14 protein-coding genes are annotated in these 12920 nt (G+C 67.2%); 1 reads left to right on the top strand and 13 read right to left on the bottom strand.

What is annotated here, in order from left to right; translation table 11 throughout:
- Positions 1–20 precede the first annotated feature (20 nt).
- Together hemC and SROT_RS08220 are read right to left on the bottom strand one after the other, a co-directional pair.
- Entirely contained in the window at positions 21–947 is a 927-nt protein-coding gene (hemC, locus tag SROT_RS08225) for a hydroxymethylbilane synthase (RefSeq protein ID WP_013138557.1), read from the bottom strand.
- A complete protein-coding gene (locus tag SROT_RS08220; RefSeq protein WP_013138556.1) occupies positions 944–2266 on the bottom strand; it encodes a glutamyl-tRNA reductase in 1323 nt (440 codons plus the stop codon). Before SROT_RS08220 ends, hemC begins: the two co-directional genes overlap by 4 nt.
- A gap of 251 nt (positions 2267–2517) precedes the next feature.
- Between SROT_RS08220 and SROT_RS08215 the strand changes: the two genes are divergently transcribed.
- Positions 2518–3498 carry an HAD family hydrolase gene (locus SROT_RS08215; RefSeq protein WP_013138555.1) on the top strand — a complete coding sequence of 327 codons (981 nt, stop codon included), beginning with the start codon at positions 2518–2520 and terminating at the stop codon, positions 3496–3498.
- Positions 3499–3584: 86 nt separating this feature from the next.
- Here SROT_RS08215 and SROT_RS16075 read toward each other — a convergent pair whose 3' ends face one another.
- The 11 genes from SROT_RS16075 to SROT_RS08165 form a co-directional block, all read right to left on the bottom strand.
- A complete protein-coding gene (locus SROT_RS16075; RefSeq protein WP_013138554.1) occupies positions 3585–3686 on the bottom strand; it encodes a 30S ribosomal protein bS22 in 102 nt (33 codons plus the stop codon).
- Between the two features lie 141 nt (positions 3687–3827).
- The gene (locus SROT_RS17095; RefSeq protein WP_013138553.1) at positions 3828–4082 is read right to left on the bottom strand and encodes a helix-turn-helix domain-containing protein; all 255 of its coding nucleotides are present in this window, start codon (positions 4080–4082) and stop codon (positions 3828–3830) included.
- A gap of 128 nt (positions 4083–4210) precedes the next feature.
- On the bottom strand, positions 4211–5035 hold the full coding sequence (gene proC, locus SROT_RS08205; protein ID WP_013138552.1) for a pyrroline-5-carboxylate reductase: 825 nt from the start codon (positions 5033–5035) through the stop codon (positions 4211–4213).
- Positions 5032–5937 carry a sugar phosphate isomerase/epimerase family protein gene (locus SROT_RS08200; RefSeq protein WP_013138551.1) on the bottom strand — a complete coding sequence of 302 codons (906 nt, stop codon included), beginning with the start codon at positions 5935–5937 and terminating at the stop codon, positions 5032–5034. The genes proC and SROT_RS08200 overlap by 4 nt, the downstream gene beginning before the upstream one ends.
- Positions 5934–7037: a hypothetical protein gene (locus SROT_RS08195; protein WP_013138550.1), complete on the bottom strand. Its 1104-nt coding sequence runs from the start codon at positions 7035–7037 to the stop codon at positions 5934–5936. The genes SROT_RS08200 and SROT_RS08195 overlap by 4 nt, the downstream gene beginning before the upstream one ends.
- Before the next feature lie 124 nt (positions 7038–7161).
- Positions 7162–8136: a Ppx/GppA family phosphatase gene (locus SROT_RS08190; protein WP_049773420.1), complete on the bottom strand. Its 975-nt coding sequence runs from the start codon at positions 8134–8136 to the stop codon at positions 7162–7164.
- Positions 8137–8194: 58 nt separating this feature from the next.
- Complete coding sequence (locus SROT_RS08185) at positions 8195–8881, bottom strand: response regulator transcription factor (protein WP_013138548.1); 687 nt, start codon at positions 8879–8881, stop codon at positions 8195–8197.
- Positions 8878–10119, bottom strand: a complete 1242-nt coding sequence (locus SROT_RS08180) for a sensor histidine kinase (protein ID WP_013138547.1) — start codon at positions 10117–10119, stop codon at positions 8878–8880. The genes SROT_RS08185 and SROT_RS08180 overlap by 4 nt, the downstream gene beginning before the upstream one ends.
- Before the next feature lie 162 nt (positions 10120–10281).
- The gene (locus tag SROT_RS08175; RefSeq protein ID WP_013138546.1) at positions 10282–11514 is read right to left on the bottom strand and encodes an O-succinylhomoserine sulfhydrylase; all 1233 of its coding nucleotides are present in this window, start codon (positions 11512–11514) and stop codon (positions 10282–10284) included.
- Positions 11515–11523: 9 nt separating this feature from the next.
- The gene (locus SROT_RS08170) at positions 11524–11937 is read right to left on the bottom strand and encodes a rhodanese-like domain-containing protein (protein ID WP_013138545.1); all 414 of its coding nucleotides are present in this window, start codon (positions 11935–11937) and stop codon (positions 11524–11526) included.
- Positions 11938–11941: 4 nt separating this feature from the next.
- The gene (locus SROT_RS08165) at positions 11942–12868 is read right to left on the bottom strand and encodes a DMT family transporter (protein ID WP_013138544.1); all 927 of its coding nucleotides are present in this window, start codon (positions 12866–12868) and stop codon (positions 11942–11944) included.
- Positions 12869–12920: the final 52 nt, after the last annotated feature.

Here is a 12920-nt window from a genome sequence, read left to right as displayed (position 1 = left end):
CACAACGGGCCTGTGCGGCCCTATACGTCTCCAATGAGTTCCATGGCTCCCATGGAACGCAACGACTCGGCCACGCGGCGGCCCAAGGCGACCGCGTGCTGCTCTTGACTCAACAGCTCCGTGCCCAGCACCGAGGTTTCTGCGTGTGCGCGCACTGATCGCGATCCGTCGATCGCGATCACCGACGCTTCGACGCGCAGGGTCTGCCCAGTCATCCGCGCGAGCGCTCCCACCGGCCCGGAGCAGCCCGCGGAAAGTTCGGCGAGCACCGCCCGTTCTGCCGCTGAAGCAGCTCGGCTATGCTCGTGGTCGAGTTTCGCGAGGGTCTCTGTGAGGGACGCGGGGGCGTCGGAGCGGCACTCAACGGCGAGGGCGCCTTGTCCTGGCGCCGGCAACATGACGGCCGGATGCAAGACTTCAGTCGCCTCCTGCTCTCGACCGAGTCGCAAAAGGCCCGCTCGCGCCACCACGATGGCGTCGCACTCTGCTGTGGCAACCTTACGCATTCTGGTATCTAGATTGCCTCGTATCGGCTGAATTTCCAAGTCCGCTCGTGCGAGGCGCAGTTGGGCGGCGCGGCGCGGCGCTCCGGTGCCCACAGTCGAGCCAGGGGGCAGCTCTGCGAGCGGCAAACCGGAACGGCTGACGAGAACGTCGGACGGATCTGCGCGCTCCGGCACTGCGACCAGGGAAAACCTTGGGTCTTGCGCTGTGGGGAGGTCTTTGAGGGAATGCACGGCGATGTCGATCTCACCGGCAATGAGGGCGTCGCGCAGCGCGGAAGTGAACACGCCGACGCCGATTTCGGTGATCGGACCGGAGCTTTTGTCGCCAACTGTGGCGACAATCACAAGTTCGGCGGACTCGCCGAGGCTGCGGATCGCGTCGCGCACCGTCGCAGCTTGGGTGGTTGCGAGCAGACTCCCTCGGGTTCCGACCCGGATCAACGGGTTTGCCCCCGAAGCCCTTCCGGTGCGCCCATGACAGCAGTCACGGAACCGGGCGCGAGCCCGAAAAGCTCGCGCAAGGCTTCGGCGTACTTGCCGCCTTCGCCGTCGCCCGCGAGTTCCTTGACCCGGGTCGTCGGCATGTGCAGCAGTTTGTCCACGACACGGCGGACTGTTTTGGCCATCTCGGTGCGTTGGGACTGGTCGAGGTCGGGCAGTTTGGACTCCAACCGCAGCAGCTCCTCGGCCACGACCTCGTCGGCGCGCAGGCGCAACGCGGTCACGGTCGGCACGACGGACTGTTGGAGCTGGCCCTGCAAATACGACGCGACCTCACGGGCGACAAGCGCCTCCACGTCCGCCAAGGCCGCTTGGTCCACGGCTTGCTCGAAGCCCTCGGACAGCGATTGCGTGTCCACCACCCGCACGTTCGGCAGGTCTGCGACAGCGGGGTCCACATCGCGCGGGACGGAGAGGTCGCACACCACGAATCGGCGGGAGACTTCGGCGAAGTCCTCGGCCACCAACAGGGTCCCGACCGCGCCCGCGCAGGTGAACAGAACGTCGAAGGAAGGCAGCAGCTCCACCAAATCGTCCATTGCGGCCGACCGGGCTTCAAGCCCGCCGGCCCTGGCGGTCTGCGCGAGCCGGAGGGAACTGGACTGGGTCCTGCTGAGCGTCACGACTTCGGCGAGCCCCGGAGCACGCTTGACCAGTTCCGCGACCACCAGGGAGCCGATCGCCCCAGCGCCGACGACGCCCACTCGCGCGCCGGTCCAGCCAGCGGGGAGGTGGGTCGCGACTTTGTCGAGCGCGCGCGAGACCATCGAAGGGCCCGCTTGGGCGACAGCGGTCTGGCTCTGGGCGGCTTTGCCGGTTTTCAGCGCATGCTGGACGAGTCCGTGCAGGCTCGCGCCCACGGACCCCGCCTCGGTCGCGGTGGCGTAGGCGGTTCGCACCTGGCCGAGGATTTGCTGCTCCCCCACCACCATCGAGTCAAGGCTGGCCGCGACAGAGAAGACGTGTTGGACGGCGGCCTTGCCGTAATGGACGTAGCAGTGCTCGGTGAGCTCGCGCTCGCCGACGCCGGTGTGGCGGGCGAGCGTTTCGCCGATCCGGGCGACGCCTGCGTGGAAAGCCTCGACGACCGCCCAGACTTCGACGCGGTTGCAGGTGGAAAGCACCAGGGCCTCTGCGACGTTGCCCTCTCCGATTATTCGGGAGAGAAGTTTGGGCTGGTCCGATTCGGCGACGACGACTTTTTCGAGCATCGCGAGCGGCGCGGTCCGGTGGGACACGCCAAGGACGAGCAAGCTCATATTGCCTCCCCGGCGCAACAGCCGTCGGCGATCAATTCGGCCTCCTTGTGAGTGCAGTCTGGAGGTCTGTGACCGCCAGTCCCTCTACGGTAATCCCAACAGTCCCAGTTCTCCAATTCGCCGGGTGTGATTTTCTAGGCTGTGACCTGCCCAATTAGGTAAGGCTACCCTATGAAGCCGAGGGTGCGGCCTGCCTCTGCGGGTTCGCGTCGCGGCACAAGTAGGCTAGAACCAGAGAAGGAGGTGCGCCCGTGCGCCAAGACCGACACAGCCTCGCAGGCGAAGCCGCGGCGGAAGTCGCGCACGAGGTCTTGCTCGCCCAGCAGGTCGAGGACGAGGAGCGTGCCGCGGAGGCTCTCGAAGGCCTTGAACTGGGCGTGGAAAGCGCGCAAGACCAGGAAGAGGTCCAACCCGACCTCACTGCCGCGGCGTTCTTCGACGTGGACAACACGCTTGTGCAGGGCGCCTCGATCATCCACTTCGCGCGCGGCCTGGTCGCCAAGGACTACCTGAGCACCCGCGACATCGTCGGTTTCGCTTTCATGCAGTTGAAATTCCGCCTCACCGGCAAAGAGAGCTCCGAGGACGTCAAACGGGGCAAGAGCCGGGCTCTCTCGTTCATCGAAGGCCGCTCCACGGCGGAACTGCGCCGTCTCGGGGCGGAGATCTACGACGAGGTGATCTCGGGCAAGATTTGGCCGGGCACCAGGGCGCTCGCCCAAATGCACCTTGACGCCGGGCAGCAAGTGTGGTTGGTCACCGCGACCCCGGTGGAGCTGGCGCAGACGATCGCCGAGCGCCTCGGCCTGACGGGGGCGTTGGGAACGGTCGCGGAGAGCAAAGACGGCCTCTTCACGGGCCGGCTGGTCGGAGACCTGCTCCACGGACTCGGCAAGGCGCACGCCGTCCGCGCGCTCGCGGCAAGGGAAGGGCTGAACCTGAAACGGTGCACGGCCTATTCGGACAGCCACAACGACGTGCCCATGCTTTCGCTCGTCGGCACGGCCGTCGCGATCAACCCGGACCCCGAACTGCGGGAGATCGCCCGCATCCGAGGCTGGGAGATCCGCGACTACCGCACCGCCCGCAAAGCCGCCCGGATCGGCGTGCCCTCGGCGCTGGCGATCGGTGTGCTGGCCGGTTCCGCCACCGCGGTGATGACCCACCGCGACCGTCTGCTCGCCGCGCTCTTGCGGGCATGGAGCGCGGCCCTTCGGATTGAGCGCGACTGAAGGAGTCGAACACGGCAGGCCCCGTGGAATCAAGACAGGCCCCGTCCGGCGAGTTCGCCGGACGGGGCCTGTCTTCTTGCCAACGTCTATTTGCCCAATTTTCTGCGCTGGACCCTGGTCGCCTTCAGCCGCTTGCGGTACTTCTTCTTCGACATCCGCTTGCGCCGCTTCTTGATAACTGAGCCCATACAGGAGCCTTTCTCGAATGTTTTCCAGGGGCGCTCGCCATCGGCGCCAAGGTTTACAGCCAGCGATTCAGCATACGCGCTCGCGCGTGTGAGCCCAAATCGGCCCGGAGCCCCACAAGGCGCTCTTCGCGCCAATGGAAATCACCCCGCCGAGTAATAGGATGTTTCCAGATAATCGTGCACGGCTTTGGAATGCACGCGGAACGAGCGTCCGACCCGCACGGCGGGCAGTTCTCCGCTGTGCACGAGGCGGTAGACCGTCATCTTGGACACCCGCATCAGCCCGGCGACTTCGGCGACGGTCAAAAACCGGCTCTCGCCGCCGATGAGCCCAGGAGTCGCGACGAGCGTGTGCTCGCCGCCCTCGCCGCCTTGTGAGGGCTTTCTCGCTGCCATGGCTCCATCCTCGGTCTCAAGCTTGTCTCATGTTCGCGTCGGCCTGCCAACGGTCGGCGTGCCCACGTGTCACGTTTCTGCTCACAGAAGCTTAACCGTAACATAGGCGTCTGACTAGTCGAGGCCCCTCACGGCGCTGGGTTCTTCGGCCTGCCGAGTTCCGCGCTCCGCGCCGCCGCCGCATGCACTGCGTCGATCACCGCAGCTCGAAGCCCTTTTCGCTCCAACTCCACCACTGCTGCGGCTGTGGTGCCGCCTGGGGAGGTCACTTCTGCTCTCAAGTCATGGGGAACAGCGCGGTCCTCGCTCAACAACGCGGCGGCCCCGAGAATTGTCTGCCGGACCATCGTCTCGGCCATCTCGTGGCCGAGGCCGACGGAGACCGCCGCGTCAATCATCGCCTCGGCGAGGAGGTACACATACGCGGGCCCGGAGCCCGCGACCGCGGTGACCGCGTTCAGGTGGCTTTCCGGCACGACGGCCAACTCGCCGAGCGGTTCGAGCAGCTCCGAGACGAGCGCCAGATGCTCTTCGCGGGCGAGGCGCCCAGGAGCCGCCGCCGTCATCGCCTGACGCGCCCTGATCGGGGTGTTCGACATCAGCCGCACCACGGGCGTGCCTGCGGGCAGACCGGCCTCGTAGTGCGAGATCGGCACTCCGGCGGCGAAGGAAACGACGAGATGGTCGACCGCGGAGTCGCGCAGCGGGACGACGAGCTCTCGCAGCACCGAGTCCACGTCCGCCGGTTTCACGGCGATGACGATGACCTCGGCCCGCCCGGCGACCTCGGGGATCGAACCTGCGCGGACGCCGAAGCGCTCGCCGAGCGCGCGAGCCCTGGCCGCGTCCGCCTCCGAAACGCTCAACGAGTTCTGCTCGCGGCCTGCAGCGATGAGCCCAGAGAGCAACGCCTCGCCCAACTTTCCCCCACCGATGATCGCCACTGTGGTCATTGCTGCTCCTTGTCTTCTGATTCGGATGTCGTGCCGACGAACTTCTTGCTGGAACGCGGCCGCGCGAGATGCTCCCTGGCGAACTCGAGGGATTCGGCGAGCATGGCCCGCCGCTCTTCGCGGTTCTGGGCTGATTTCGTGCTCACTTCCAGCACCACATGCCCGGAGAATCCGCTGTGGGCGAGCCTGCGGCACAGTTCGGCGCACGGTTGGGAGCCTCTGCCGGGGAGCAGGTGCTCGTCCACAGGGGCGCCCGAGCCGTCGCCGAGATGCACATGCCGGAGCCGGTCCCCCATGCGGTCGGCGAGCGCGAGCGCGTCCACCTGCGCTGTCGCGGCGTGAGAGAGGTCGAGGGTGTAATGCTCGTAGCCGACGTCCGTCGGGTCCGGAGACGGGTCGAAGGCGCTGACCGAGTCGGGGACGGTGCGCCGCTCCTGCAGTTTGCGGCCCGCCCAGGTGTCCCACAGCCGCTCCAAGCGCATGGGGAACATGTTCTCCACCGCGACTTTCACCTGGCCTTGGGACAGCTCTGCGACTTGGTCGGAGAAACCCGCGCTGTAACGCCGCTGCCATCGGAACGGCGGGTGCACGACGACCACGTCCGCCCCGAGGTCCTCTGCGGCGCGCACCGAACGGGCAAGTTTGGCGACGGGGTCAGAGCCCCACACAGCTTGGGAGAGCAGCAGGCATGGCGCGTGGACAGACAAAACGGGAAGGTTGTGCTGCTGCGAGAGGCCAGCGATAGCGCGGATGTCTTGGCTCGTGGACTCCATCCACACCATGAGCTCGACCCCGTCGTAGCCGACTTCTTCGGCGTAGCGGAAAGCCGCCCGAGTGTTCTCCGGATACACCGACGACGTCGAAAGCGCGACTCGGATGGCGCGGTTGGTGCGGTCCGTCATCTTCCAAGGAGCGAGATGGCCAGCGGGCCGAAACACACCCAGGCTCCGACCAGCCCCGCGAGTCCCATGCTCACCCAGTCGTTCTTGCGCCGCACCCAACGCGCGCCCAGCACCAGGACAGCGATGACGACCACCGCGAGCACAGCGGTGAAAATCGTGGAGTCCGAGCGCCACAATTGGCGGAACCCCCAGAACAGCACGGCGCCGAGGAGGAAGCCGACGACGAATTGCAGTGCGATCGAGGCCCAGGCGGGGAGTCGCGCGGCGGCGGCTTTGTCCACCGCGCCGAGGAAACCGCTCCGATGGACCGGCTCGCCGTGGCTCTTGCGTTTCTCAAAAACCTCGCGCGCCCGCTCGAGCTGGTCTGCTTTGAAAGCGCTGACTCGCTTGTGGGGTTTCTCGTCGTGCTCGGCAGGCTCGGTCGCTTCGGGCCAGTCGGCTCCATCGCCGGTCCCCTGCCCCCATGCGCTCACCTGGGATCCGGGGGCTCCTGGCTCTGCGAACCAGTCGTGGTGCGCGGAATCCCCGAGCTCCGCGGGCTCGGTCTCCTTTTCGGCCGGTCTGGACGCGTAGGGGGCCTGCGGTCCGTTGATTTCGGCCTCGGGAAGAAAGCCGGGCTCTTGTTGGGCCGCCTCGTCATACCAGAACTGCTCGACTGGCTCGGGGGCTTCGAACACAGGCTCCTCGGCCGGCGGCTCAGGGCGCTCCTGGAAGAAAGACTCTTCCCGATAGATCGACGGGCCGCCGTCGAGTTCTTCAGCAGGCTCGGCTTGGTCGCGCGGGCCCTCGTCGCTGACCCGCTCGATTTCTCCAGAGAGGACGCGGAAGTCCCATTCCCGGTCGCGTTCGTCCAAATGGGCGTCAGGGTCTTCGCGTTTTGACCACCCGGACCATTTCCGGTTGGCTTGATCGGCGCGGTGCGTGCGCGGAGCGCCATCGCGGACGACGGGAATGTCGCCGGTGAGATCACCGACAGAAACGCTGTTCGCCCCAGAGCGCCGACGGCGCGAACGGCCACCCAGAGCAAGGTCGGACTCCTCTTTGCCCATGCGGGCCAAGAGGTCTTTCACCGAAACGCTTGGTTGATCCTGATCTTCCATGTCCTGCTCACTCTACTCGGCTCTGCGCCCACACGGGGTCACACCCGCCTCATCGCTCACGCGTCAACGTTGCGCACAGAATACCGCCAGTGGCTGGGAACCAGGAATCAACGGCCGCTCCGGGTCACTTTGAGACCAAGGGAGCAGCGTCTGGAGCTGGCAGGAAGACGGGATGGACCTCCGCGTCGAGGCGGCGCAAGATCACGCCTTCCCGCAACGCCCACGGACAGATTTCCAGCGACTGCACGCCGAAAGTCCGCATCGCGGCCTCGGCGATCAGCGCGCCGGCGATGAGCTGGTGCGCCCGGTCCGCGCTCACGCCGTCGAGCGTCGCGAGGTCCGAGGAGCTCATCCGCGAGATGAACGCGGTCAGCTGCCGCAACGCCTGCAAGCTGAGCGACCGGCGAACCAACGGGCCCGCCGACGAGGGGGCCGCGCCAGTGAGCCTGGCGAGCGAGCGGAACGTCTTCGAACTCGCGACCGCGAGGTCCGCGGGGTCGTATTGCGCGAACATGCGGGCGGCCGGGGCGAGCTGCGCCTCCAACCATTCCCGCAAACGCGACACCTGCGACGCGGTCGGGGGGTCGCCTGCGGCCCAGTGGCGAGTCACCCGCCCCGCCCCCAGCGGGAGCGACTGCACGACTTCTGGCTCCTCGTCCCCGCCGAGCGCGAGTTCCAACGATCCGCCGCCGATGTCGAGGCCGAGGATGCGCCCCGCGCCCCATCCATGCCAGCGCCGCATCGCGAGGAAGGTCAGCCTGCCCTCGTCGGCGCCCGAGAGCACCGTGAGTTGGACTCCGGTCTCCTCCCAGACGCGTTTGAGGACCTGGTCGGCGTTTTTGGCCTCGCGAATAGCCGAAGTGACGAACGCCATAAGTTCCGCGCACCCCGCCTCTTTCGCGAGATCGGCAGAGCGGCTGACCGCGTCGACGAGCTGGCGCTGCCCCTTCTCGGTGAGCGAATGGCGCGAGTCCATCTGCTCGGCGAGGCGCAGGACCGACTTGTTGGAGCTCATCGGCGTGGGCCGCCCGCCCCGGTGCGCGTCCACGATGAGCAGGTGCACCGTGTTGCTGCCGACGTCGAGCACGCCGAGACGGATGTGCGTCGGGTTCTTGTTCAGGCCGCCGAGCCGCGCGGAAGATGGATCGTGCGGCACACTAGGCCTCCAACTTGTAGCCCAGGCCCCGCACCGTCACAAGCCGGTCCGGCTTGGCGGGGTCGTCCTCGATCTTCGAGCGCAGACGCTTCACATGCACATCGAGCGTCTTGGTGTCGCCGACATAATCAGCCCCCCATACCCGGTCGATGAGCTGGCCGCGGGTGAGCACGCGGCCCCGGTTGCGCATGAGGTACTCCAGCAAGTCGAACTCCTTGAGGGGCAAGGTGACGTGCTTGCTGTGCACGGACACCAGGTGGCGGTCCACGTCGAGTTTGATCGGCCCGGCTTCGAGCACGCCTTCGGCGCTCGTCTCCGAGTCGGCCTCCTGGCCCCGTCGGAGCACGGCGCGGATGCGCGCCGTGAGCTCGCGCGCCGAATAAGGCTTGGTGACGTAGTCGTCCGCGCCGAGCTCCAGCCCGACCACTTTGTCGATCTCGCTGTCGCGGGCGGTCACCATAATCACCGGCACCGAGGAGCGCGCCCGGAGCTGCTTGCAGACGTCATTGCCGCCCATGCCGGGGAGCATGAGGTCCAGGAGGACGATGTCGGCTCCGGACCGGTCGAATTCCGTGAGCGCGGCGGGGCCGTCGCCCGCGATGACGGTCTCGAATCCCTCCTTGCGCAAGAGGAAGGCAAGCGGGTCGGCGAGGGACTCTTCGTCCTCGACGATCAGCACTCGGGTCATATCGGCTCCTTACGTGGTGGCTGGGCGGACGAAGTGCGTGCGGAAAGATCGGGGCCGTGCGCCGGGGTCTCGGCCTTGGCCGGGCGCAGGTGGGCGGGCAGCTCCAGCGTGAAGGTGGAGCCAGTGCCGGGTTTGCTCCACAAGCGCACCGATCCGCCGTGGTTGGCCATCACATGTTTCACGATGGCCAGGCCCAAACCGGTCCCCCCGGTGGCGCGCGAGCGGGCTTTGTCGACCCGGAAGAAGCGTTCGAACACGCGCTCTTGGTGTTCCGGGGCGATGCCGATGCCCCGGTCGGTGACCGCCAACTGCGCCATGCCCCCGTCGAGGCGCCTGGACACCGAAACCGAGGTGCCGCTCGGCGAATAGGCCACCGCATTGGCGAGCAGATTCGACAACGCGGTGACCAAAAGCGCGCGGTCGCCCATGACTTCGAGCCCGCTCGGCGCGTCCAGCGCGATCACGATGGAAGCCGCCTCCGCCGTCAATCGCAGCCGGTCCACTGCCTCCTGGACGACTTCGTCCACTTTCACCAGCTCGACGTGCGGGAGCTTCTCCGCGCCTTGGAGCCGGGAAAGCGCGATGAGCTCAGTGACCATCATGGCCATCCGGTTGGCTTCCGCGTGCATTCGTTCGCCGAAATGCCGAACTGCTTCAGCGTCGTCGAGAGACTCAAGGAGCGCCTCGGCGAGGAGCGAGAGGCCGCCGACCGGAGTTTTGAGCTCGTGGCTGACGTTCGCGACGAAATCCCGCCGCGCCGTCTCCATGCGGATGGCTTCCGTGACGTCTTCGACGAAGAGGATCGCGCACGGCTCCCCGGCGACCGAAGTGCCCACGATCTTGGCTTTGACGACGATCTCGGGCCGGGAGCCTCGCGCTGCCGGAAAGCGAAGGTCCTTCCCCACCAGCTCGAACGGATGGCCGCTGCTGTCGTGGCGGGACTGCTCGGCGTGGCGGTCGATGGCTTCTGCGGCGGCTTTGGCCAGGGGATCGGTCAGCTTGCCCCCTTGCACGACGCCGAGCTCTTGCGCGCGCGGGTTGGCGACTAGGACGGACGCGTCCGCGCCGACCACGACGACGCCGCCGGGCGATGCGGCAAGAACAGCAGCGAGGAGACCTGCGGAGGACTCCTGCGCGGCGCTGGGCTCAGCGCCCGCGCCGCTGCCGTCGCCAGCGGCGGACGAACCGTCCGCTTTCCGGCGCAGCCGCACAGGGCGCAGCAATTGGTGCAAAGCCACACATGCATAGTAAAGCCCATACGACCAGCAAAGGAACCGGAACCGCCAATACTGCGCCCTGTCCAGCGAGGGTTCATGGAGATTTCATTCCTCGCACGCCGCGGGTTCATCTTGATCGCGCACAGGATCGCGCGGACGCCCCGCCGTGCGCGAGCCTGCCGGTCAGAGTTCTCGAATCAGCGCCTGTTCGAGGTCGGCAAGCAGATCGTCCGTGGATTCGAGGCCGACGGACAACCGCACCACCGCGTCGTTCAAGCCGATCGCCGCGCGGCCTTCCGGCCCCATCGCCCGGTGCGTGCTCGTCGCGGGATGCGTGATGAGCGACTTGACATCGCCGAAGTTGTTCGAGATGTCCACGATGCGCAGGCGGTTGAGGAAGTCGAACGCCTGGGCCTTCGCGTCGTCGGCTTTGAGGGCGAAGGTGATGCAGTTGCCGCCGCTGGACATCTGCGACCTGGCGAGCTCGTACTGCGGATGCGACTCCAGCAGCGGGTAGCGGACCCATTCGATCTCCGGCTGCTGATCCAGCCATTCCGCGATGGCGAGCGCTGAGGCGGCCTGGGCCTTCGATCGCAGGCTCAAAGTCTCAATGCCTTTGGCCAGCACCCAGGCGTTGAACGGGGAGAGGCTCGGCCCGGTGTGGCGCATCGTGAACTTCGCCGGGCCGTCGATGAATTCCTTCGTCCCGAGGATCGCCCCGCCCATCGCCCGGCCTTGGCCGTCGATGATCTTGGTGGCCGAATAGACCACGACGTCCACGCCGAGCGGGATGCCGCGCTGCGAGAGCGGGCCGGTGAAGCCGTTGTCGAAAACGACCGCGGCCCCTGCTGCGTGGGCGAGCTCGGACACTTTCGCGATGTCCACCAGGGTCTGCATCGGGTTGGCCGGGGTTTCGAAGAAGACCGCCTGGGTCGGCTCCGAGAGCGCTTTCTCCCATTGGTCGAGGTCCTCGCCGTCCACGAACACGGTCGTGATCCCGAATCTGGGGAGGATCTCGTTGCAAATGACGAAGCAGGAGCCGAAAAGGCTGCGCGCGGCCACGAGCCGGTCGCCCGCTTTGAGGAGCGAGGCGAGACTGGTGAACACCGCTGCCATTCCCGTGGCTGTCGCGAAGGCGGCCTCAGCGCCCTCGAGCAGGGCGAGCCGCTCCTCGAATGTCGCGACCGAAGGATTTCCGAAGCGGGTGTACGTGAAGCGGCTGACATCACCGGCGAAGGCCGATTCGGCCATTTCCGGCGAGTCGTACACATAGCCGGAGCTGAGGTAGATGGACTCGGACGTCTCTTCCCATTGCGAGCGGCGCAAACCGCCGCGCACAGCGACAGTCTCAAGGCTCACGCCGTCGGGCAGGGGCCGGTTCCGGCGATGCCCGCTCCCAAGTTCCTGTTCAGTCACACGGCTATCTTACGACTGCCGCCAGGGCAGCCCCGCCGCGCGCCAGCCAGTCGAGCCCCGGTGTCGCTCGCCGTCGAGCCCGCCTTCGAAGCCGTCGATGATGTTGTAGGCCGGGCCGAGGCCGGCGGCGGTCGCTGCTTCTGCCGCTGCGGCGGAGCGCTGGCCGGAGCGGCACAGGAAAATCACCGGGCCGTCGCCGCGCACCCCCGCTTCGCGCACCTCGTCGAGGAAGTTCGGGTTCGCCGCGCCGTTCGGGAACGTCGTCCACTGGGCGAGGACGGCTGTTTTGCCCAGGCGTGAGACATCGGGCACGCCCACGAAATGCCACTCCGCCGCCGTGCGGACGTCGACCAGCACGGCGGCCGGATCGGATTCGAGGATCTCCCATGCTTGCTGCGGGGTGATGTCGCCTGCGTAGCTCATCCGGCTAGCCTCGCACATTTTCCAACGGCATGGTGCGGCCCCGCGCGGCGGATGCGCCCGCGGAGCGTCTGCCGACGCGCTGGGTCACCGCGATGCAGGCGAGCACGAGCGTCGCGACCACCGGCGCCACCGGCGCCACGCGCTCCCCGAGCAGCGCCGCGGACCAGAGCAATGTCATGAGCGGCTGGGCGAGCTGGAGCTGGCTCGCGCGAGCCACACCCGCCAAAGCCATCCCTCGATACCAGAGCACAAAGCCGCCGAATTGCGAGATCAGCGTGATGTAGGCGAGTCCCGCGACGGCTTTCGCGCTCGGCTGCGACGGCTCGCGGGCGAGCGCGAAAACCGAGACGAGGAGCATGCACGGCAGGCTCGCCACCAGCGCCCATCCGATCACCCGCCAACCAGGCATGTGCGCGGACAGCCGTCCGCCTTCGGCGTAACCAGCGCCGCACACCAGCACAGCCGCGACCAGGAACAGGTCGCCGGTTGTCGGCAGTCCGTGGTTTTGGCTCAGCGCGAACCCAATGATCAGAACAGCCCCCGCGAGCGAAGCGAGCCAGAACGCCCGAGGCTGGCTCCGCCCGGTGCGACTCCTGCTGAACACAGCAGTCGCGAGCGGCAGAACCCCGATCACGACGGCGGAGTGCGACGTCGACGACGTGTTGAGCGCGAGGCTGGTCAGAAGGGGGAAACCCAGAACACAGCCAAGGACGACGACGCACAGGCCCGGCCAGTCCGCTCGGCGCGGCAACGGGGCGCGGACTGCTGCGAGGCTGACCGCGGCGAGCATCCCCGCCAGCGCTCCGCGCAGCCCGGTGCTGGTCCAGGGGCCGAATCCGTCCAGCGCCCAGGCGGTGCCAGGGAAGCTGAAAGAGAACGAGACCACCGCGAGCAGCGCGAGCAGCGTTCCTTTTCCCGAGCGGTCCGTCACTGCGGCGTCTGCCGTCGCAGTATCCGTTACCGTACAATCCTCAGTAGCGCTA

Origin of the sequence: Segniliparus rotundus DSM 44985, from assembly GCF_000092825.1 — a bacterium.
GTDB classification, from domain to species: domain Bacteria; phylum Actinomycetota; class Actinomycetes; order Mycobacteriales; family Mycobacteriaceae; genus Segniliparus; species Segniliparus rotundus.
The sequence above is the reverse complement of the archived record's forward strand: the minus strand, read 5'-3'. Positions and strand labels throughout refer to the sequence as shown.

What these genes read in the sequence shown, in the direction of transcription:
- SROT_RS08220 (WP_013138556.1), bottom strand. Translation starts at nt 2,266, where the DNA reads ATGAGCTTGCTCGTCCTTGGCGTGTCCCACCGGACCGCGCCGCTCGCG.
- SROT_RS16075 (WP_013138554.1), bottom strand. Translation starts at nt 3,686, where the DNA reads ATGGGCTCAGTTATCAAGAAGCGGCGCAAGCGGATGTCGAAGAAGAAG.
- SROT_RS17095 (WP_013138553.1), bottom strand. Translation starts at nt 4,082, where the DNA reads ATGGCAGCGAGAAAGCCCTCACAAGGCGGCGAGGGCGGCGAGCACACG.
- proC (WP_013138552.1), bottom strand. Translation starts at nt 5,035, where the DNA reads ATGACCACAGTGGCGATCATCGGTGGGGGAAAGTTGGGCGAGGCGTTG.
- SROT_RS08200 (WP_013138551.1), bottom strand. Translation starts at nt 5,937, where the DNA reads ATGACGGACCGCACCAACCGCGCCATCCGAGTCGCGCTTTCGACGTCG.
- SROT_RS08195 (WP_013138550.1), bottom strand. Translation starts at nt 7,037, where the DNA reads ATGGAAGATCAGGATCAACCAAGCGTTTCGGTGAAAGACCTCTTGGCC.
- SROT_RS08185 (WP_013138548.1), bottom strand. Translation starts at nt 8,881, where the DNA reads ATGACCCGAGTGCTGATCGTCGAGGACGAAGAGTCCCTCGCCGACCCG.
- SROT_RS08170 (WP_013138545.1), bottom strand. Translation starts at nt 11,937, where the DNA reads ATGAGCTACGCAGGCGACATCACCCCGCAGCAAGCATGGGAGATCCTC.